Source organism: uncultured Helicobacter sp., from assembly GCF_910577135.1.
GTDB classification, from domain to species: domain Bacteria; phylum Campylobacterota; class Campylobacteria; order Campylobacterales; family Helicobacteraceae; genus Helicobacter_C; species Helicobacter_C mastomyrinus.
The window spans coordinates 13168-33899 of record NZ_CAJTLL010000011.1; the positions used below are offsets into that span (position 1 = coordinate 13168).

Annotated in this window: 22 protein-coding genes; 14 read left to right on the top strand and 8 right to left on the bottom strand. The window is 39.1% G+C overall.

What is annotated here, in order from left to right; translation table 11 throughout:
* Nucleotides 1-9: 9 nt before the first annotated feature.
* Complete coding sequence (locus tag QZ289_RS06905) at nucleotides 10-1302, top strand: (Fe-S)-binding protein (RefSeq protein WP_295700861.1); 1293 nt, start codon at nucleotides 10-12, stop codon at nucleotides 1300-1302.
* 138 nt (nucleotides 1303-1440) lie between these two features.
* Nucleotides 1441-2295, top strand: coding sequence for an HDOD domain-containing protein (locus QZ289_RS06910; protein ID WP_295700864.1), 855 nt, complete (start codon nucleotides 1441-1443; stop codon nucleotides 2293-2295).
* 388 nt (nucleotides 2296-2683) lie between these two features.
* On the opposite strand, the gene cysK is transcribed toward QZ289_RS06910, so the two are convergent.
* Nucleotides 2684-3589 (bottom strand): cysteine synthase A, encoded by a 906-nt coding sequence (gene cysK, locus QZ289_RS06915; protein WP_295700866.1) that lies wholly within the window; start codon nucleotides 3587-3589, stop codon nucleotides 2684-2686.
* A gap of 131 nt (nucleotides 3590-3720) precedes the next feature.
* Between cysK and QZ289_RS06920 the strand changes: the two genes are divergently transcribed.
* Nucleotides 3721-4935 carry a capsular biosynthesis protein gene (locus QZ289_RS06920; protein WP_295700869.1) on the top strand — a complete coding sequence of 405 codons (1215 nt, stop codon included), beginning with the start codon at nucleotides 3721-3723 and terminating at the stop codon, nucleotides 4933-4935.
* On the opposite strand, the gene QZ289_RS06925 is transcribed toward QZ289_RS06920, so the two are convergent.
* From QZ289_RS06925 to QZ289_RS06935, 3 genes are read right to left on the bottom strand one after another with little or no spacing between them, the layout of a single operon-like run.
* Entirely contained in the window at nucleotides 4891-5124 is a 234-nt protein-coding gene (locus tag QZ289_RS06925) for a hypothetical protein (RefSeq protein WP_295700872.1), read from the bottom strand. The genes QZ289_RS06920 and QZ289_RS06925 overlap by 45 nt on opposite strands.
* Before the next feature lie 2 nt (nucleotides 5125-5126).
* Nucleotides 5127-7529, bottom strand: coding sequence for an endopeptidase La (gene lon / locus QZ289_RS06930; protein ID WP_295700875.1), 2403 nt, complete (start codon nucleotides 7527-7529; stop codon nucleotides 5127-5129).
* Nucleotides 7530-7537: 8 nt separating this feature from the next.
* Nucleotides 7538-8179, bottom strand: a complete 642-nt coding sequence (locus QZ289_RS06935; protein WP_295700877.1) for an outer membrane protein assembly factor BamD — start codon at nucleotides 8177-8179, stop codon at nucleotides 7538-7540.
* A gap of 132 nt (nucleotides 8180-8311) precedes the next feature.
* Here QZ289_RS06935 and fliW point away from each other — a divergent pair, with 132 nt between their 5' ends.
* The 8 genes from fliW (at nucleotide 8312) to QZ289_RS06975 (ending at nucleotide 14881) form a co-directional block, all read left to right on the top strand.
* A complete protein-coding gene (gene fliW, locus QZ289_RS06940; protein ID WP_295700880.1) occupies nucleotides 8312-8752 on the top strand; it encodes a flagellar assembly protein FliW in 441 nt (146 codons plus the stop codon).
* Nucleotides 8749-9591, top strand: a complete 843-nt coding sequence (locus QZ289_RS06945; RefSeq protein WP_295700883.1) for a pyrroline-5-carboxylate reductase — start codon at nucleotides 8749-8751, stop codon at nucleotides 9589-9591. Before fliW ends, QZ289_RS06945 begins: the two co-directional genes overlap by 4 nt.
* A 6-nt stretch (nucleotides 9592-9597) precedes the next feature.
* The gene (tgt, locus tag QZ289_RS06950) at nucleotides 9598-10740 is read left to right on the top strand and encodes a tRNA guanosine(34) transglycosylase Tgt (protein WP_295700885.1); all 1143 of its coding nucleotides are present in this window, start codon (nucleotides 9598-9600) and stop codon (nucleotides 10738-10740) included.
* Nucleotides 10730-11077 carry a 30S ribosome-binding factor RbfA gene (rbfA, locus tag QZ289_RS06955; RefSeq protein WP_295700887.1) on the top strand — a complete coding sequence of 116 codons (348 nt, stop codon included), beginning with the start codon at nucleotides 10730-10732 and terminating at the stop codon, nucleotides 11075-11077. Before tgt ends, rbfA begins: the two co-directional genes overlap by 11 nt.
* Before the next feature lie 9 nt (nucleotides 11078-11086).
* Entirely contained in the window at nucleotides 11087-11557 is a 471-nt protein-coding gene (gene rimP / locus QZ289_RS06960) for a ribosome maturation factor RimP (RefSeq protein ID WP_295700889.1), read from the top strand.
* A complete protein-coding gene (gene ribD / locus QZ289_RS06965) occupies nucleotides 11547-12644 on the top strand; it encodes a bifunctional diaminohydroxyphosphoribosylaminopyrimidine deaminase/5-amino-6-(5-phosphoribosylamino)uracil reductase RibD (protein WP_295700891.1) in 1098 nt (365 codons plus the stop codon). Before rimP ends, ribD begins: the two co-directional genes overlap by 11 nt.
* Complete coding sequence (locus QZ289_RS06970; RefSeq protein WP_295700893.1) at nucleotides 12632-13369, top strand: methyltransferase; 738 nt, start codon at nucleotides 12632-12634, stop codon at nucleotides 13367-13369. Before ribD ends, QZ289_RS06970 begins: the two co-directional genes overlap by 13 nt.
* Before the next feature lie 84 nt (nucleotides 13370-13453).
* Nucleotides 13454-14881: a hypothetical protein gene (locus QZ289_RS06975; protein WP_295700895.1), complete on the top strand. Its 1428-nt coding sequence runs from the start codon at nucleotides 13454-13456 to the stop codon at nucleotides 14879-14881.
* A gap of 673 nt (nucleotides 14882-15554) precedes the next feature.
* On the opposite strand, the gene QZ289_RS06980 is transcribed toward QZ289_RS06975, so the two are convergent.
* Genes QZ289_RS06980 through QZ289_RS06995 form a run of 4 tightly spaced genes read right to left on the bottom strand, consistent with a single transcriptional unit; the run spans nucleotide 15555 to nucleotide 19575 of the window.
* Nucleotides 15555-16946 carry an FAD-linked oxidase C-terminal domain-containing protein gene (locus QZ289_RS06980; RefSeq protein WP_295700897.1) on the bottom strand — a complete coding sequence of 464 codons (1392 nt, stop codon included), beginning with the start codon at nucleotides 16944-16946 and terminating at the stop codon, nucleotides 15555-15557.
* 2 nt (nucleotides 16947-16948) lie between these two features.
* Nucleotides 16949-17695, bottom strand: coding sequence for a plasminogen-binding N-terminal domain-containing protein (locus QZ289_RS06985; protein ID WP_295700899.1), 747 nt, complete (start codon nucleotides 17693-17695; stop codon nucleotides 16949-16951).
* 9 nt (nucleotides 17696-17704) lie between these two features.
* Nucleotides 17705-18343 carry an NUDIX hydrolase gene (locus tag QZ289_RS06990; protein WP_295700902.1) on the bottom strand — a complete coding sequence of 213 codons (639 nt, stop codon included), beginning with the start codon at nucleotides 18341-18343 and terminating at the stop codon, nucleotides 17705-17707.
* Nucleotides 18340-19575 carry a peptidoglycan DD-metalloendopeptidase family protein gene (locus tag QZ289_RS06995; protein ID WP_295700904.1) on the bottom strand — a complete coding sequence of 412 codons (1236 nt, stop codon included), beginning with the start codon at nucleotides 19573-19575 and terminating at the stop codon, nucleotides 18340-18342. The genes QZ289_RS06990 and QZ289_RS06995 overlap by 4 nt, the downstream gene beginning before the upstream one ends.
* 169 nt (nucleotides 19576-19744) lie before the next feature.
* Between QZ289_RS06995 and QZ289_RS07000 the strand changes: the two genes are divergently transcribed.
* The 3 genes from QZ289_RS07000 to QZ289_RS07010 all read left to right on the top strand — a co-directional run bounded on the left by QZ289_RS07000 (nucleotide 19745) and on the right by QZ289_RS07010 (nucleotide 20723).
* On the top strand, nucleotides 19745-19936 hold the full coding sequence (locus tag QZ289_RS07000) for a hypothetical protein (RefSeq protein WP_295700906.1): 192 nt from the start codon (nucleotides 19745-19747) through the stop codon (nucleotides 19934-19936).
* Nucleotides 19937-20018: 82 nt separating this feature from the next.
* A complete protein-coding gene (locus tag QZ289_RS07005; RefSeq protein ID WP_295700908.1) occupies nucleotides 20019-20231 on the top strand; it encodes a flagellar biosynthesis anti-sigma factor FlgM in 213 nt (70 codons plus the stop codon).
* Nucleotides 20232-20297: 66 nt separating this feature from the next.
* On the top strand, nucleotides 20298-20723 hold the full coding sequence (locus QZ289_RS07010) for a hypothetical protein (protein WP_295700910.1): 426 nt from the start codon (nucleotides 20298-20300) through the stop codon (nucleotides 20721-20723).
* The last annotated feature ends 9 nt before the right edge of the window (nucleotides 20724-20732 follow it).

The following is a 20732-nucleotide window of genomic DNA, read 5'->3' on the forward strand; positions in this document are numbered from 1 at the left end:
GAGCGCATAATGCTTGATTTGCAAAGTGTAGCAAGTGCCTGTGTAAAATGTGGCAAATGTATCCCACATTGCACCATTTATATGGTAAATCGTGATGAGGTAACCTCCCCGCGTGGCTTTTTGGATTTGCTTGGGGCGTATAAACGTGGGGATTTGGAGTTAGATTCTGCAAGCAGAGATATTTTTGAATCCTGCTTTCTTTGCACGACCTGCGTTACACACTGCCCTTCAAGCCTACCTGTTGATGTAGCCATAGAATCTGTGCGTGTGGATATAGCACAAAAATATGGCATTGCGTGGTATAAGAGGGCGTATTTCTTTCTTCTGCGACATCGCAAGATAGCAGATATTGTGTTTAATTTCATACATTTTATTATGCCCTGTGCCTTTAAGGAACAAAATGGGCGGTGGATTTCACGTATTAAACTTTTTAAAAATGATGAGAATGCAATGGCAAAACGTTCAGTTTTCCCCGTGTGGCGTAAGTCATTTTTGCAAACCTATCAGGGTGATTTGCCCTCATCTTATCCTACGCCTCCAATTAATACCTTAAAACATAATCGGGTGGCAATTTTTATTGGCTGCTTGAGTAATTACAATTATGTGAATGTAGGCAAAAGTCTGCTTGAGATTTTAAATAGACTTGGAATCACTGCTTTTGTGCCACATTTGCAGGAATGCTGTGGCGCGCCGGCATTTTTTACGGGTGATATAAAAAGTGTCGTGCATTTGGCGAAAAAAAATATTACCTATTTTGAAAGCTTTTGGGAGGAAATTGATGCGATGGTTATCCCTGAAGCTACGTGTGCAGCGATGATTAAGAAAGATTGGCTACACGCTTTGAGTGATGAGCCAGAGTGGGCAGAACGATTGGAGAAATTGCTACCCAAGATCGATATGGCGAGTTCGTGGCTTTTTCATCATACGCCCTTGCAGGAGATTTTGCCTCAAAATTTTAGTACACAAAATATTACATATCACGACCCTTGCCACGCACGTAAGGTGCTTGGGATTCACAAAGAGCCTCGTGCATTGCTTAAACAAAGTTTTATCTTAAAAGAAATGAGCGATTCCACGCAATGTTGTGGATTTGGGGGGGTTAGTATGCAGAGTTCGCGCTATGCTCTAACGCTCAAAGCTGGGCGCACAAAGGCAGATATGATAGAAAAAAGCGGTGCAGAGATTGTAAGTGCCGAATGTGGAGCTTGCCGTATGCAGATAGATAATGCTTTAACACAAATTGATTCTAAAGTGCGTTTTGCCCACCCATTGGAGCTTATCGCCCAAGCTTTTCGTTCATAGATGTAAAATATTTGTATTTTTGTTATATTTGGTAAAAAAAGTTTAAAATTCACACAATCTGTATAGTTATATTTGTTATAATTGGCTTACTTTTGCTTAAACGCAAAGACAAGTTTCTTTATCTTTAAAGGACATTATATGAAAGAGTTGCTGCTTGAGACGATTGATAATCTCCCTCCTTTGCCAGAAACCGTAACGAAATTGCAGCAGTATATAGATTCTTCAGGTCGTGAAGTGCAGTTGCAATGTGTAGTGGATATTATTTCTAAAGATCCACTTTTAACAGGAGATTTGCTTCGTTTGGCAAATTCGCCTTTTTATGGATTTTCTCGTGAGATTTCTACGCTCAATCAAGTTGTATCTTTACTTGGGATTGCAAATATAAAAAATGTTGTTATTGCTAATTCTTTACGTGGGAATTTCAAAATTGATATGTCTCCTTATGGTTTGGATACACAGGATTTTTTGGGAAATTGTAGCAGAGAGGCAGACTTTATCGCAGAGTGGTTTTCCCAAACAGACAAAAAACTTTCCCAAGTGCTTGTGCCTTGTGCTATGTTGTTGCGTTTGGGAATGATACTTTTTGCAAATACCCTTATAAAAAGTGGCAAGGATAAGGAGTTTTTAGAACAGCTTAAGGCAAATCATTTTAGCGATATAGGCTTTGTTGAAACGGAATTTTATGGACTAGATCATTTAACATTTTTAGGCTATTTGTTTGATCATTGGAAATTTGATGAGATCCTTATAGAGAGCACAGCTTACATTACTATGCCACACGCTGCCTCCGGTGAAGCGAAGAAAAATGCGTATGCTTTAGCCATTGTAACAAAAATCTTTGATCCTTATCAGGGGGGAAGTGCTTATAATACAGAAGATTCACTTGCGTTAATCAAAGAAGCAAAGACGCAGAATATTCATTTTGATTTGCAACGATTTTTAGATATTTTACCACCCGATGCAAAAGCCAATTTAAAGACAGCCAATGCTTAAGATATTTGGCTTTAAAGCCTTTTGTATATTTATTTAAAATTAAAAGAGCTCTTTCTTCCTATACTTTTGCTTCTATATTCTTATGTAAAAGGAACAATAAGTGGTAGGTTTTATACATCATTCCACACTTATAAAGTTTATAATCGTGTAATCACAAGCCTTTTTTAAGCATTTAAAGAGCCATAAAACTTTTGATATGCTGATATTCTAAGGTAAGTAAGAAATGAGTTTAAAGGTAGTCAGCCTAGGCTATATACTTTCACAAAAGAGTGTTTTAGAATGGATTGTGGAAAATCTATCAGCATATCCTTTTTACAATAACGCAAAATTGAGCTTATATTTTAATGGAATCTTTTATAGACCCCTATCTTTTTGCTCAAATATAGGATTACAGGGTGTTAAACAAATCCGTAGAAAGATATCGCTCGGCAGTGTCATTGAGCATTGTTAGCACTTTTGCATTTGGATTTTCTTTAGCGATTTTTAATGCAATGGCGACATTTGCACCACTTGAGATACCCACCATCACACCGATTTTTCCTAGCTCTTGTGCGGTTTTGATAGCCATTTCGTTTTCAGCTAGTTCAATACTATCAATGACATCACGATTAAGAATCTTAGGGATAAAGTTTGCGCCAATACCCTGAATCTTATGCCCGGCAGCCTCTCCTTTTGTAAGTAATGGCGAGGCAGCGGGTTCTACCCCGATAATCTTAATGGCTGGGATCTTTTGCTTTAGCACTTCGCCTACTCCACTAATTGTCCCACCTGTGCCAAATCCTGCCACGAAGTAATCCAATTTCCCCTCAAAACTCTCATAAATCTCTATTGCTGTCGTTTTCTTGTGCATTTCCACATTCGCTGGATTCTCAAATTGGCTTGGCATAAAGCTATTGGGTGTGGAATCTAAAATCTCTTGCGCCTTATCAAATGCACCCTTCATACCGCCACTTGCCGGGGTTAGCACAAGCTCTGCGCCAAAAAGCTGCATTATCTTACGTCTTTCAATACTCATAGATTCAGGCATAGTGAGGATAATCTTAAGCCCTAAACTCGCACAAATCATCGCAAGTGAAATCCCCATATTCCCACTCGTGCATTCCACAATGATGCTCTCTTTGTTAATCTTACCATCTTTTAAAGCTTTGTCTATGATTGCATAGGCTGGGCGGTCTTTGACAGAATGGCTAGGATTAAGAAACTCGCACTTGCCATAAAGATTTGGCGCGAATTGATGCAAATGCAAAATGGGTGTATTTCCAATGATGTCCGTGATGTTGTGAGCAATTTTCATATAATGTCCTTTGGTGATAATGTAGATATTCCTATATATCTACATTTCTCGCTAAAGTCAAGGATTCATTAAAAAATATCAAAAACACGCTACAATTTTTACCCATAAATCACATATTTTAAAGAATCTTGATGAAAAAGCATATCACTCTCCTTTGTGACCATAATATCACGCACAAACCCCGATCCAGTCGTATATTAATGCTTTTAGACACGATCAAAGCAGATTCAAAGCAGAATTTAAGCAATCTCACTTTACACGTTATTTCAAAAGACTGCACGAGCGAGGAGTTTGCAAAACTTGCTAGCAGTGCTACGTTTTTTACTTTTCCTAAAGATAAATCCAGCAAAGAGCGTAGCATAGCAGAAAATGCTGCAATCCACGCATATTGTCAAAACGGTGCATTTGAAAAGCTTATTTTCACACCCAATCGCGCACATATTTTGCCACATCTATATACCCTGCCTCCCCAAGATATGCTCATCATAGAGGATATTACCCTGCTACCCTTTGCCACACGCTATAAGCAAACGTACAAAAGTTGCCATTTGCTTATTGATTTGCGTGAATTTTATCCGCTTGAATATGAAAATGATGAGCAATGGCGTGAGGGCTTGGGGCAGTTTTTCACCCATTTATGCCGCCATTATCTGCCCTTTGTAGATACTGCCCTAAGCGTGAGTGAAGGCTTATGTGAGCGATACAAAAAAGATTTTCGCATCCCTTGCACACTCTTTTACTCTCTGCCTCCCTTTTTTGACTATACTCCAAAGCCCACAGACAAGCATCATATAAAGATTCTCTACCACGGCTTTATAAGCCCTGATAGAAGTTCTATGGAGCTTTTAGACTTAGCCAAACTCCTGCTTAATAGCCCTTACACACTTTATGTAATGGCTCTAAGCAATCAAAAAGGCTTTTTAGAATCTTTTCGCATTCAAGCCACCACCTTGCCCTCAATTAAAATGATAGAGCCTGTAAGCCTAGAAATGATTATTCCTACAAGCAGCTCTTATGATATAGGGCTTATCCCTTTTAAGCCCACTACTTTTAACCTCGCTCATTGTATGCCAAACAAGCTTTTTGAGTATCTCCAAGCGCGTCTAGCTTTGCTTTGCACACCACTTGATGACATAAGTAACTTTATTAAAGCTCATCAATGCGGCACACTCACACAAGGCTTTGAAAGTGCTGATATTGCAACTACACTTTTGCGGTTAAGCCCACAAGATATTGACACACAAAAAGCCCACGCCCATACACAAGCGCAAAAATGGCATATCGGGTATAATAGAAATATTTTAGAAAATCTGCTTCATAAAGTATTGACTATCGACATAAAGTGAAAGTGTAAATCCCATAATACAGATAATAACAAGAAATACAAAAAAACTCGGGCGATAAGGTGAGCGTATAAGGAGAAAAATACTTAATGGAAATAGTAGCACCCCTAAGCCCACAAATATCCACCCAAGCACACATATAACGATGGCGATGTAAAATGTTATGGGCGTTTGCATTGTGGCTATATTCAATATCATTTGACAAGTGTGAGTTTTAAAACTTCTGTAATATCACTCACACCGACAATCTCTAGCTTATCTAGCACTTCTTGAGGAATATCTTTCAAATCCCGCTCATAATTTTTCTGCGGTATGAGAGCTTTTTTAATCCCCGCCTTATGTGCGGCAATAAGCTTTTCACGTAATCCCCCGATGATAAGCACATTTCCTCGCAATGTCAGCTCTCCCGTCATCGCTATATGTGCGTGAATCTTTGTATCTGTAAGGATAGAGGCAATCACGCAAGCCATTGCAATCCCTGCACTCGGTCCATCTTTAGGTGTAGCCCCCTCTGGCACGTGCAAATGAATATCATAGAGTTGATAAATGGGTGTTTTGCTTTGTTCTTTGGACTTTAGAATCTTTTTATCGATAAGCATTTTTACCACAGAATGCGCGATATGGGCAGATTCTTTCATCACATCGCCAAGGCTTCCTGTAAGTGTGAGTGTGCCTTTACCCTTAATTTTAAGTGCTTCAATCTTTAGCACATCGCCGCCTACACTCGTCCAAGCCAAGCCATTCACCACGCCCACCATATCTTTCTTATCTGCAGGAGAGATTTCAAATACCACCTTATCAAGGAATTTACCAATATTTTGGGGCGTAATATTAATGTTTTTTTCGCCTTGTAAAATCATCGTAGCACTTTTGCGCATAATTTGAGCGATTTTATGCCTTAGACTTCTCACACCTGCTTCACGTGTGTAAGATTCTATAATATTTTTTAACGCAGGGGTGGTGATTTTTAGCTCCTGTGGATTTAATCCGTGCTTTTGCAGCTCTTGGGGGATTAAATACTTCTTAGCAATCTCATATTTTTCCTGTGGTGTGTAAGATGAAATCGCAATAAACTCCATTCTATCGCGTAAAGGTGCGGGAATAGTGCTAATATCATTAGCTGTAGCGATAAAAATCACTTGCGAGAGGTCAATATCAAAACTGGTATAATAATCCCTAAAAGCGTGATTTTGCTCTGGGTCTAGAATCTCAAGTAGCACACTTGTAGGATCGCCTCGATAGCTTCTGCCTACCTTATCAATTTCATCAAGCACGATGAGAGGGTTCATTTCCTTTGCCTCTATTAGTCCTTGTGTAATGCGTCCGGGCATAGCCCCGATATATGTGCGGCGATGCCCACGTAATTCATTTACATCTTCCAATCCCCCAAGCGCGATACGCACTAACTGCCGTTTAATGGCTTTAGCAATAGAATTTGCAAGGCTTGTTTTCCCCACACCCGGCGGTCCATAAAAGCATAAAATCGTGCCTTTTTCTTGTTTTATATCATTTGTATCTGTGGATTTATTTTGCTTAGTGTGAGATTGTGTCTCTTCACGTTTAGCTATCAATTCCTTTACGGCAAAATATTCTACAATGCGCTCTTTAGGCTTTTGTAAGGAGTAATGGTCTAAATCAAGCTGCCTAGCAACTTTGGCAATGGATAGCTTTTGCTTTGCATATTTGCCAAATGGAATCTCAAGCACCCACTCGACATAATTTTGTAAAATATTCGCATCGCCACTATCTTGATGCATACGTGATAGCCGTTTAATTTGCTTATACACTTCTTTGTAAGCATTCTCACTCATATGGGGCTTTAGCTCATTAAGCTTTTGTTCATATTGCTCTATTTCCTCATCACGTGCGTTTTCTGTGCCAAGCTCTTTTTGAATCTGCTTAAGCTGCTCTTTAAGGAAATATTCCTTATTGACTTGCTCCATTTTATTATGCACTTTGTTTTTGATCTCCTTTTGGAGCTTTTGGGCTTGTGTCTCCTCAATCACTGCATCAATAAGCCATAACACACGTTCCTCGACATTATCTTTTGCAAAAAGTGTGTAAGCGTGAATCTTAGGCAAACGCATAGCCGAAGCGACAAAGTCTACTATGCGGTTTGGCTCATCATTACTTTCTATGGTCTTTAAAAAATCAGGTGAAAATCGCCCATCAAGATTGGCTAAATGCAGCACTTTCTCACGCAGCACCTCTAAGAGCGCATTCATTTTATTATGCTCGTATTCTTTATAGTCAAAAATATCAACTTCAGCCTGCAATGGCTCATCGAGGGATTGCAAAATAGAGAGAATCTTACCACGATACAAACCTTTGCAAAGTAATTTAACACGTCCATCAGGTAGTGCTGTCTCACGCATAATAGAAGCAATCACTCCTACCTCATAAAATGATTTTTTTTGCTCTTGTTCATCATCAAAGGCAATAAAGACAAGGCTATTTTCCTCCACTGCTTTATGGGCAGCCTTAATATTATCCTCATCTCGCGTAAAAAGCGGAATTATCATAAAAGGATATATCAATTCACTCTCGGTAATTACAGGCATTACCATGGGAAAATCATATTGTTGCAGTGTATTCATCATTGCTCCTACCAATTAAAAAGTTTTACATACCATGGCACGTATGATGGTTTGGGATTAAAACGTGTGAAAAGCTCCTTGTCGTTGCGCTCTAAATATGTCTCTGCTGCTTCATCTTTGCCTTGTTTTTTATATACTCTTGCAATCGCATAATTAAGCTCAATCTGCCCTAATTGAAATTTTAAATAAATATACTCCACATAAGGCGCATAGCGGCTATTAGGATAGCTTTGCAAAAACGATTTCGCTTCCTTAATGCTTTGAGTGATAAATTCTTGGTCCTTGCTATAATTTTTGAATCCATAAAAATTTGCCAAAATCTTTAAATATTTCGCATAGTCTTGATTCTCTAAAGATGAGTAGCGTTTAAGATATTCATCAAAATAAAATGCCGCTAAGAGATACTCATCATTCTCCATATGCGCCTCGCCAAGTATTAGCATAGCTTCGGGCAAAAGCGGGGAATTGATATGTTCGCTTTGAAGTGAAGCAAAATATCCATCCGCACCCTCTAAATTCCCAAAATTAATTTCTTTAATCATAGATTCATACCAATATATCGCAGGTTTATTGTATTCTACTCCTTTTTTTGCGCAGCCAAAAACCACAAAACTTGCAAACAAAAGACACACTAAGCCATAGATTCTCATCAAAAGCCTTTAAATTATGGAAATAAAAATGTATTATACACTTTAGATTTCACTATTTTAGTATAAAAATACTGATTTATGCTATAATCCGCGATTTTAAGTATAAATCCAACATACATTTGGAGCAAAAATATGGTTTTTGACGTCAAATCGCCCATTCTAGGTTTTGAAAATGTAACAAAAATGAAGCTTGAAAAAATTGATGATTTGTTTATGAAGCTTTATAATGTCGATGGCGAAGTGCCTCATTTTACGCTTGTCAATCCATTTTTATTACGTGAATATGAGTTTGATGTCCCCTCAAGCATTAAAATCTTGCTTGATTTAGAGAATGCAAAAAATTTGCTCATTGCTAATATTATGGTGATTCAAAAGCCTATTGAGCGCTCCACAATCAACTTCCTAGCTCCTCTTGTATTTAATTTTGACAATCTCACAATGGCGCAAGTCGTGCTTGATAGCACACAATATCCTATGTATAGCCTTAATGAATCTATCGGTAATTATTATGATAAAGAAGAAGCCCAAAAGGGTGAAGACTCTGCACTTGTGAGAGATAATACTAAGCAATGAAAATGCTCCTTGTCGTAGGCTATGGCAATATGGCAAAAGCCATTCTCGCGCAAAATACTTTTATTGCCCAACACTACCATCTCCTTATTAGCGGCAGAGATTCACAAAAAATACAAAATTTCATCTCCAGCAACCATCTCAACGCACAGGCATTTCTAACCACACAGGAGCAAGGGCAATATGTGCTTGATTGTGAGAATAAAGATATTTTGCTTTGCACCAAGCCAAAAGGATTAGAAAGCTTTATTTTTAAAGGTAAAGCAGATAATGTATATAGTGTCCTAGCAGGAGTGGGTATAGCTTCTATACAATCTCATATACAATCTCATTGTATAATCCGCTTAATGCCTAATATCGCCGCACATAGCAAATCCTCCGCGACAGCCTTTTACTATTGCCATCAAAATAACTTAGATTCCATATTGCAGAGAGAGATTCGGGCATTTATAGAATCTTTTGGTTCTGCCGTGCGGGTAGATAATGAAATACTTATAGAATCTAGCATTGCCACAAGTGGCAGCGCGATAGCTTTCCTTTCACTTGTAGCGGAATCGCTCATTGACGCAGGAGTGCTTGAAGGACTTACACACGCTCAAAGTGAAGCTTTAGTCAAACAATGCTTTGCAGGATTTGCTAAAGAATTAGCCCATAAAAGCCCTAGCGAGTTAAAATACGCTATTTCTAGCCCGGGAGGCACGACTATTAGAGGCTTAAGCGCGTTAGAAGAATGCGGAGTGAGAGGAGCGTTTATCAAAGCCGCACATATCGCCGCACAATACGCAAAAGATTGTGCTACAAGTAGCAACCCTACGCTAGATTCACACTCCTCACATAAGTAGGGCAATATGCACTGCGCCCTCCAAGCACAAGATGGCAAAGCTAGAGCCTTAAACCTCACTCTTTCTCATTCCCAAGTGCAAACACCTGTATTTATGCCCGTTGGTACACAGGGCTGTGTAAAGGCGCTTGATAGCTGTGATATGTCTCAACTTTTAGACGCAAAGATTATCCTTGCAAATACCTATCATATGTACTTACGTGTGGGCATAGAGCGATTGCAAACCTTTGAGGGCATTCATCGCTTTAGCGCTTTTAATGGCAGTTATTTAAGCGATAGCGGAGGATTTCAAGCCTTTAGCCTAAGTGAAAATACAAAAATCACCGATGAGGGTGTGAGCTTCAAATCCCATATCGATGGTTCAAAGCATTTTTTCTCACCCGAATTTGCCCTTGATATACAATACGCCATCAATAGTGATATTATGATGGTGCTTGATGATTTGGTAGGGCTACCTGCGAGTGATGAGAGGATAGCAGATTCTGTCAATCGCACAAGTATGTGGGCGCAAAGAAGCCTTGCATATCATCAAAAGGCTAAGGCAGAGGGTAGAAGCACTACAAATAATCTTTTTGCTATTATCCAAGGTGGCACAAGTCCACATTTCCGCACACTCTCGGCACAACAACTTGTTAATATGGGCGATTTTGATGGATTTGCCATTGGTGGATTAGCGGTAGGGGAGGAAACTAAAGCGATGTATGAGTGCATCGCGCATACCACAGCCCTTATGCCTACACACAAGCCGCGTTATCTTATGGGCGTAGGCACACCGGAAAATATTATAGAATCTATCGCGCTAGGTGTGGATATGTTTGACTGCGTTATGCCTACAAGAAATGCCCGAAATGCCACGCTTTTTACGCATTTTGGTAAAATCAATATCAAATCCGCTGCGTTTATCAATGATGAATCGCCTATAGACAGCCTATGTGATTGTTACACTTGCCGCCATTATAGTCGTGCTTATCTCTGTCATCTCTTCCGCTCAAATGAAATTACCTATCATCGCTTAGCGACTTTGCATAATCTGCATTATTATTTAAGTCTTGCTAGGGGTGCTAGGGAGGCGATTTTGCAAGGGCAATTTAAGGCATATCGCGCAAGATTCTATGATTTAAGAAAAATGGAGGTGCCAGATGAATATTAAGCAGCAACGTTTAGAATCTCTGCTTGTTGAAGTGTTAAGCGAGGCGCTTTCACAGCTTAGCGATACGCAGATTAATAGCCTTAGCATTACAGGCGTGAAATGCTCTAGGGGCAAACAAAGCGCAGAGGTGTTTATTGAGGGTTCAGCACTGAGTGGTGAGGAGCGCACACAGATTTTGCATAAGCTTCATAAGGCACAAGGAATTCTCAAAGAGTATGTAATGAGCGCTACACAGTGGTTTCGTGCGCCGAATTTGCGCTTTAGCTTTGATGATTCTCTTTATCACACTAATAACCTAGATGCTATCTTTGCGCAAATTGCTAAAGATAAGCATTAAAGGAATACTATGCTTTCACTTCACACACAGGATAAAATTGCTAAACTCGCTGCAAATCTTGGGCTATATATCTATGATATTGATATGCTTAAAGAAGATAATCGCCCTATTTTGCGTATTTCCATTACTCGCAAAGCCCCTATGCAAATGCCTAAATCTCCTAATGAATCTGCCATTACCCTGCAGGATTGCCAAACTTTAAGTGAGCTTATCTCGCCCCTGCTTGATGTGGAGGAATCAAACTTAGATAGTTATTATTTAGAAGTGAGTTCTCCGGGGCTAGAGCGTACGTTAAAGACTTTTACACATTATACATATTCGCTTGGGGAGTATGTGAGCGTTAAGCTTGGCGATAAAAGCATTATTGAGGGCATTTTGCTTAATGTAAATGAAGAAGGCATAGATATACAATCCCATCAAAACCCCATACATCTGCCATTTGCGGATATTAAGAAAGCGAAGGTGATTTTTGCGCTCTAGTGATGAATTATTATTGCATTATTGTTGCGCTCTGGCGTGGCAGCACCAAACACTCGCCTTGCCTAATCCAAGTGTGGGAGCGATAGTAGTGGCACAAAATGGGGAGATTCTCGCCACAGGGGTGCATATCATTGCAGGAAGTCCTCACGCTGAAGTTTTAGCCATACAGGCAGCTTACTATAAACTCACGGGAGATAAGCAGATTCTAAACCTTACAAAAAGCGAGGATATACACCATTATCTTTTAAGTCATCACCAGGGTATATTTCAGCAATGCGCTTTGTATGTGAGCCTAGAGCCTTGCAATCATCAGGGCAAAACGCCTCCTTGTGCCGCGCTTGTCGCTGCATTAAAGTTTGCCAAAGTATGTATTGCAATGTGTGAATCACACTCTCTAGCCGCAGGAGGATTAACCCATCTCTTAACGCATAATCTTAATGCCTTTTATGTCCAATCCCCAGCTGTGCAACATATCGCCCAATCACTCCTTTTACCATTTCATACATTGCGTAATAAGGGCAGATTTACACTTTTTAAACTCGCTAAAAGGCTTGATGGAAGCTATAAAAATGGGCATATATCACATCAGGATGCACAGATTTTCACACATAATCAACGCAGTGTGTGCGACTATATATGTATCTCGGGTAATACCCTAAGACACGATAATCCCTTGCTTAATGCTCGATATGCCATACCTCCTTATAATAGCTTAGCAACCCCGCAAGTGTTTATTCTCTCACGCATACAAAAGTCTTTAGAATCTCTTAAAGCCTCTACTTGTGCGGATTCTCAAGATTCTTATAGAGTTTCTAAAATGCTTGAAACTTCTTATAATGCCCTCAAACATCGCATACACTTTAGCGATAACCCTAGAGAGATAGAGAATCTTCAGGGATTTGTGATTATCGAGGGGGGTTTTGAGCTACTTGCCACCTTGAGAAAAAACATTGATATGCTACTTATTCATCAATCCCTAGAAGCACAACACGCAGAGGGAGAGTATTTGACGCATTCCTTTAGTGGTAGATTCACGCTTTTACACCAAATGACTTTAGGGGAGGACATTGCCTTATGGCTGCAATAGATATTTATCAACTCAAAAATGGCTATTGTTATAATACTGATAGTCTTATCCTTGCGTATTTTGCAAAGCAGTTTCTCAAAAAACATTTTAGTATTGTAGATGTAGGAGCAGGGAGTGGGATTCTAGGGATATTATGCGCTAGAGAGATTATATCCCTTGGCGGAAAACCACAACTCCATCTTGTAGAGAAAGATAGAATTATGAGTCTTTTAGCAGCTAAAAACAGTCACGCTTTTGAGGGAGTGGTGCATTGTATGGATTTTTTAAATTTTGACCCTCATACAAAGTTTGATTTTCTTATCTCAAACCCACCATTTTACACTCAAGGTGCATTGTTTGGAGACAATGAGCGTAAGAATATGGCACGTTTTCAGCACTTTTTACCACTTCCGCTTTTGTTTAAACGTATCAAACGTATTTTACAACCTAATGGTGTAATGTGTATGTGCTATGATGCAAGATTGTGTGTAGAGTTTATCCACGAAGCTCAATCAAGTGGATTCCATATTGATGTAATGCAATTTGTGCATTCCTTACGCGATAGGGAGGCGAATCTCGTGCTTGTCAAGGCAAAGATTCAATCCAAATCACCTACACGTATCCTACCCCCCATTTTTACACATTTAAGCCCCAATCAAAGCGACAATACAGAAATGCTTAAAGCCATTTACGCGTGGGCGCAGACAAGAAGCATTAAAATAGATCAAGATGAGCTAGAGACATAACCTAAGTTACATATTTAAAAGATTTGCAAATATTATTAAGGTATAATGCCAGCTTATGTTTATTTTAGGATTTGAGGGATTAGTATGCTATATGGAAAAATCATTGACATAGATTCACAAACGCAAATAGCGCAAGTTGAACAAGACTTGAATAAACGCGTTTTTGATTTTGCCTTTGATTTATGGGAAGATGAAATCAGCGATTTGCAAAAGGGGGTGGAGGTAGAATTTGTCGTAGAGATGAAAAAGGTGGTGAAAATCCATCTCAAACCAAAACCCGTAGATCCTGATGAGATACCTGTAACTAAACCAGCACGTGTTTGTATCGAAGAGTATTTTATGCGCGAAAATGAAATACTTGCTAAATATAAAGATTATGTAACTGGTCATCTAAAGCTTGATTTTATCCGTATGCGCCGCTTTTTACTCACTGCCTATAATGATTTATGTGCAATGGATGCTAATATAGAAAATGAAGCTTTAAAAAAGCTGAGGCAAGAAATTGTTTTTCTTTCCAAAGAATATGAAAATTATCATAAAAAGACACAATACACACTCCAATATGCCTTTGAAACGATATTTCTTGCCCGACAGGTAGAATATAATAAAACAGTTACGCATATTGATGAGATTCAAAGCTCCCTTGCCAATGCTCAAGCTCAAACTAACTCCCTTAATGGCTCCCTCGCTGAAGGGGAAAAGGCTCTAGGCAAGCGCGATGATAAAGGTAGCAAAGAATATACAGAAGTGGAAAAAGAAGTGAAAGCAATGCGTAAGCGATATGTGGATTTGCTCAATTTTATTGGGAATCAAAAGGACGCATTAGTGAGTGAAAATGCACGTATGAAACGATTTAGAGAAGAGCATTTGACTGCCTTTGGTTCTGTTTATACCCCTATGACAAATGATATTAAAAGCCGTTTTCTTGCCTTACTTGACACAAAGGCGTATGATTTTGATACCACTTTATGGAGTCGAGCTAAATTTAGCCATAATGTAAAGCACTTTTTTAGCAACTCACGTATTGAAGGGAGTTTTAGCTCAAAGACATTTTTGCGCTACTTTTTGCGCGGACTAGACAAATCTAAGCTTTCTGCACGCTCAAAGGAACTTTTTGACTTATTGCATTATTTAGAAACAACCAATCGCAAAAGTCTTTTGATCGTGCGTGAGACAGCTGTGAATATTGCCAAATATCGCCAAGTGATTGAAAAAATCGATTCAAGTCTGCTTATCACCACAGATAGCGACCCGCTCAATGCACTAAAAAATCTTATACAAAATCCTCAAGATATTGTTGTGATTGATGAGAAAATCGGCAATGTCTCCGCACTAGGCTTTATTAAAACTTACAAAGAAAGTCAAGATCCTAATCCTAAGACTGTATTTTGCGTCATCGTGCAGCAACTTCCACCTTCGGACATTGTCTCTAAAGGTAAGCTTATGGGTATGGAATTTATCCCTGAGCAAAATATGGATATGCTTTATGATCGTATCCGTATGGCACTTTAGTGTGAAAACTTTATGGGTTTTGTTTGTTGGGTGGATTTGCATTGTAGAAAAGTAAAAGAAAACTATTAACTTAGTTAATATATACACCTTAAAAATATTTTTTGCCTTGAGTAATAATCTTAGATTCTCTAGTCTATCCTATGCCCTTGCTGTTGCGATGTAATCGCCGCAAGGGTCTTGCTTTGCAGATATAAAATCTGCTTCGCACCATTCAATCCCGAAGGGATTTAATCTCGCAAAGGGCGATAGCCCTTAAGGACAAAAGGATACACTTATGCAGCGTAGCAAATCCCGCAAGGGCAAAACTAAAGCTACGCTTTATTCATCAAGTGAGTTTTTAAGGTAGATTCTCTAGTCTATTATGCCTTTGCTATTGCAGCTAAAGCTACTGCATTCGCACGAAGTGCTAATCCACACCTGCAAAAGGTCTTGCACACTTAAGACAAAGCCTCTCGTGTGCGCCTAAAGGATACACTTGATAACCGCACTTCGTTTGGTTATCAAGTGAGATTCTAAGGTTAGATTCTCTAATCTATTATGCTTCGTGCTGCATTCACACTTCCAAAAAAAACTTTAAGGTAGACTAGAGCTTAGGAGTGTGGGCATTTTGTGTGATTGTGTTTTTACGCAAATGAGAAAACCCACTTGTAATATTCTTAATCCACCAAAAGGATTAGAGAGGAAGTCCCATTTTACCAGGATTAAGAATATTGTTTGGATCAAAGGCTTTTTTAATACGTGCAAACAAATCCATCTCTGCTTGGCTGAATGCCAGGCGCATAAATGGGGCTTTAGATAGCCCTATACCATGCTCTCCACTCAATGTCCCCTCTAGGCTAATAGCTATTTTGAAAATCTCCTCTATGCACTCATATCCTCTCTGCAGTACGGCTTTATCGCTTGGGTCTTTTACCATTACATTTACATGCACATTGCCATCACCGGTATGTCCAAAGCAGGGAATTTTAAAGCCATATTTCTCACTTAACTTGCCTATTTCGCTAAGCAATGCAGGGAGAGATGAGCGAGGCACGGTAATGTCTTCATTGAGCTTCTTTTTGCCATAAATGGTAATGCTTTGACTTACATTGCGCCTTGCAAACCACAAATTCTGTGTCTCCTCATCATTCTTTGCGATTCTAAAATCAATACAACCATTTTCTTTAAATTTATCACTTAATATATTGAGTTGAAAGTCAAGCTGCTCTGTCAAGTCTCCATCAACCTGCGTGATAAGTATCGCTCCTGCGTCTATGGGCAACCCTTTGTGGAATCGCTCCTCAACTGCGCGTATGCTTAAATTATCTAAAAACTCCATCGCCACAGGTGTGATACCACTTGCCATTGTTTTATATACTGCATTCATAGCAGACTCTATATTTGGGAATACGCCCATTGCTGAACGCGACAATCTAGGCTTGGCAATAAGCTTAAGCGTAATCTCTGTAATCACAGCAAGATTTCCCTCGCTAGCTATCAAAATCCCAGCGACATTAAATCCCGCAACATCTTTAATCGTTTTTTTGCCCGCACGTATCACATCGCCATTAGGCAGCACAGCACGTAATGCCATCACATAATCCTTTGTAATGCCATATTTTGCCGCACGCATACCGCCGGCATTTTCGCTTACATTACCCCCAAGTGTGCTGTACTCCTGACTGGCTGGATCTGGCGGATAGAACAATCCTTTTTTTTCTACTGCCTCTTGGAAGGCTTTATTGACAACTCCAGGCTGCACCCTTGCAACAAGATTCTTTTCATCGATCTCTAAAATGCGATTAAAATATCGTTCCATCGCAAGGATAATACCACCATTTACAGGCAATGCTCCCCCTGTGAATCCACTCCCTGCGCCACGAGGAATAACAGGAATCTTGTGTGTGTTGCAATAGGCTAAGATAGCGCTTACATCTGCCTCATTACGTGGGAATACCACTGCTTCAGGCTCATAACGTTCACGTGTAGCATCATAGCAATACGCCACCAAATGCGCCTTATCATCATAGCAATTTTCCTCACCCACGATAGATTTTAGGGTTTGAATATGGCTTTTATCAAGCATAGCTACTCCTTATCTGTGGAATGAAATTTTTTAAGACTTTGGCTTAATAGCCCATCATAATAGCTAAAAAATTGGCGCGATTTTTTAGAGCGCAATTTACTTGCTAGTGAGCCTGTATCAATATTAGCAATGCGTGAGAAAAATGGAGCTTGTGTTTGCGTGAGCTGCGGCTTTTGCATAGGGATTTCCTCTAAAATTGCAAAACTTTGACAATCAAGCACGTTGATACCATTTGAGGCAAATATATACACCAAACCTATACTATATGCTTTACAAAATGCTTGAAAATGCTTTTGTTTGGGGTCATTAATACCATCTTTTGCTAAAAATGCACTAAATAAATCGATATGTGCGAATTGCGTTTGTGAGGGCGTTGAGAGAATCTTGTTATAACTCTCTTGGTCAGGGGCGATAGCAATGGCTTTATTATAGAATCCATTAAAAAGCACTACATCGCCTTGCCTAGGCTTGGCGATGGGTGTGGGGAGATACTTTTGCTTAATGCTATCAAAGGCTGTATAGTCTGCATATGCCACATTGTTCTTAATGCGCGTGATTTGCACATCAGCGATAATTACATTATAGCTGTCTTTACGTGTAAGGATAACGCCACTTTGTCCTACTTTGAGATTTTTAGCAGGGAAGATTACTTCTTTTGAGCTAACTTCTGTAATATGTGTGCTTGCAGGACTTGTGTCAATCCCATAAGCCAATCCCATACAACATAACAATCCTAATATAAGTCGCATTGCATCTCCTTATTTCATTGCTTCTTGTTTAAGTCTTTCATAATGGCGTAAAAACCACAGCACTCCAAATCCTAAACCGGGCGTTTTGACAATTTTTTCATCATATAAAATAGATTCTACATCACTTACCTTAACTAACACAGATTCTATTACTTCACCATCAACGCCTCCACCCTCATTTATTTTATCCTGCTCACTAATACAAGTATAGAATAATGTTTGCTTTGCTCCACTATGCCCCACAGCAGTGGCAAAAGTCGCAATATGCTCTAATGAATCTGCCTTATAGCCGCATTCCTCCTGTACCTCTTCTTGTGCGATTTGCATAAGGCTTTTGCCCTGCTTATCGACAAGTCCAGCACATAGCTCATACGTATAGCCTAAGGCTAGAGATTCTTGGCTTATATGGGCTAAAGATGTATCATTATGCAATGTTTTTGCAAAGACTGCAGGGCGGAATTGCTTGACAAAAAGTAGGCTATCTGCCTCTTTGTGATAAATCACAATCGCCACAGAATCTAGGCTCTGTATAAAATCCCAGCAGCGATTTATGCCATTTTCACGATAGCGCATACGGTGGGGCTTGATATATATAGAATCCACGCATTCACAAAAATGTATATCGCTGATATGTGAGAGTGTTTTCATTGCTTATTGATTGATGATGGAGTGGTTGGCTGTATAGGAGCATTTTGTGTGTTAGATTCTGCATTTATTTGCGAATGCTTATCGGGCAAATTTCCTTCACTTAATGTAATAGCATTTACACTTTTATTGAGTGCATCTTGCAAATGCGGCATAAAATGCTCTGTGAGTGCTAGAAAAGCTTCTTTCTCTTTGCCTTGCAGCTCTTTACTTACTGCTTTTACGCTTGATAGGGGATTAATAGGCACATTATTACGATACAGGCCAAAATGCAAATGTGGTCCTGTGCTTAGCCCTGTGCTGCCCACACGTCCTATCATTTGCCCACGTTTGATGCTTTTACCAGCCCTTATTCCATTTGCAAAAGAATTTAAATGTGCGTAAAGTGTTTTAAGGTTACCCTCGTGGCGAATCTCAATAAGATTCCCATAACCTCCTCTTTTGCCCGCAAAGATGACTACTCCATCGGCGGCTGCTACAACAGGAGTCCCCGTAGGTGCAGCATAATCCACCGCATAATGTGGGCGGATTGTGCCAAGTATAGGGTGTTTCCTCCCAAGTGAAAATCTTGAGCTTATTCTCGCCCCTGCTACAGGCGTTTGGAGCAAGAATCCCTGAATCTCCTTACCTTCCTTATTGTAATAGCGTCCATTCTTATATTGAAAAATGTAATGAGGTTTTTTATTTACTTCTACTACAGCCGCTTTGATATTCGCATTTTTAAGTGGCTTGCCTAAACGATATTTACGATCATAAATCACTGCTAATCTATCGTTTTTTAAAATACTACGAAAATTCACACTATTTTTATAAGCGTTCAAAAATTCGCTCACCAAGCCCTTATCGTGCGTCATATCAAGTAAATCTTGGTAGGGGGATTTTTGAACAAAGAGGCTTACTATCTGCTCTTGTTCAAAATAAATCATAGGCGTAAAATCAAGCATATATGCCCCATCGCGTTTAAAGATGTGAATCTGCATACCATCGCCTATGGGAATAAGAGCCTGAATCAAAGAACCATCATCATCTAAAAGCGTGTAGTATGTAACTCCAGCATAAATTTCTGAAGTTAGTTCTCTATCTTTTGGAGAGAGGTTATAATATAAACTTGTAGGAATATTGTATTTTTGAAAAAATGCAAAAAATGTATAGCCTACCTCCCATATTTGAGAATGAGCCACTGCTCCAAAACACAAGCTGCTCCAAACGCTCACTAACATAAAAATTTTTCTCATACAAATACCTTACAAGCCATACGCCCAGCGCTTAACTTTAGCCATTCTTTAAATAAGCCTAGGATTGTAGTATAAAAATTTTAATAAAAATGTTAAAATAGGCTTTGTCTTGGCACTCTTTTTGCATAGCATCTTACAATTGCATTGAGATACGAAATAAGGAGATAAAATGAGCACAGGTTTAAAAAATTGGCTATTTCCTACACTTAGTTTTATTGCGTTTTTGTATGTTTTACTCTTGCTTGGAATTTGGACGTATCGTGCCGATACGAATGCTCCACTTTTTGAATCCGATGGCAACTCAAAAAATGTAACATCGCTCAAAGATTTTAAGCAAGAAATGCAAGAGTATGTAAAATAATACAAATTGCTAAATTTTTTTATACTTTAGCCGATTTGAAATGAAATTATTTAAAAAAAATTAAATTACTTAGAGGTGTCCTATGATAAATGGTGTGAATACAGGCATTCAAGCTGCAAATGTCCTCAATAGAGAAATGTTCAACAAACAAAATGAGAGCAACGAAATCAAAGCAAAAGAAGAAGCACAACTCTCAAAAGCAGAGCAAATCAAAGAGCAAATCAAAAATGGTGAATACAAAATTGATTTACGGCAAACTGCCCAAAAAATGGCATCAAATTTGCTTAACCTCTAAAAAACTCCTCCATTCTCTCAAAGCATTTTTTTGATGTAGCAATGGAGCATATAGAGGACTTATACTATGCTACATACTTACATTAATGGTGCAATAGCCGATTTAAGAACGCTTATACATCTTACCCAACTTGATAATAAAGATATACAAGCGGCTCATCACGAAGCGATTTTTGGGCGATTAGAGCAAAAAGATAATCTTGTGAAAGCATTTGAAGAAAAAAAATCTCTTATTCAGCAGGAAATGCTTATATTGTGTGAAAAAAATCCACATAAAGCACTTAAAGATTTGCTTGATGAGCAGACAAGCGCGCTTTTAGACTCGATGCGAGATGAGCTAGAAACGCTTAAAACACTCAATGCCAATTATGCAAAAAGTGTTTTTGCCGTAGCTGAATTTTACAATTCACTTATCCAACGCATAATCCCCCACGAGAGCAATGGTTATGAGCATCAACGTACTCAAAGCCATTTACTGAAAATCCAAGTATAGGCAAAACTT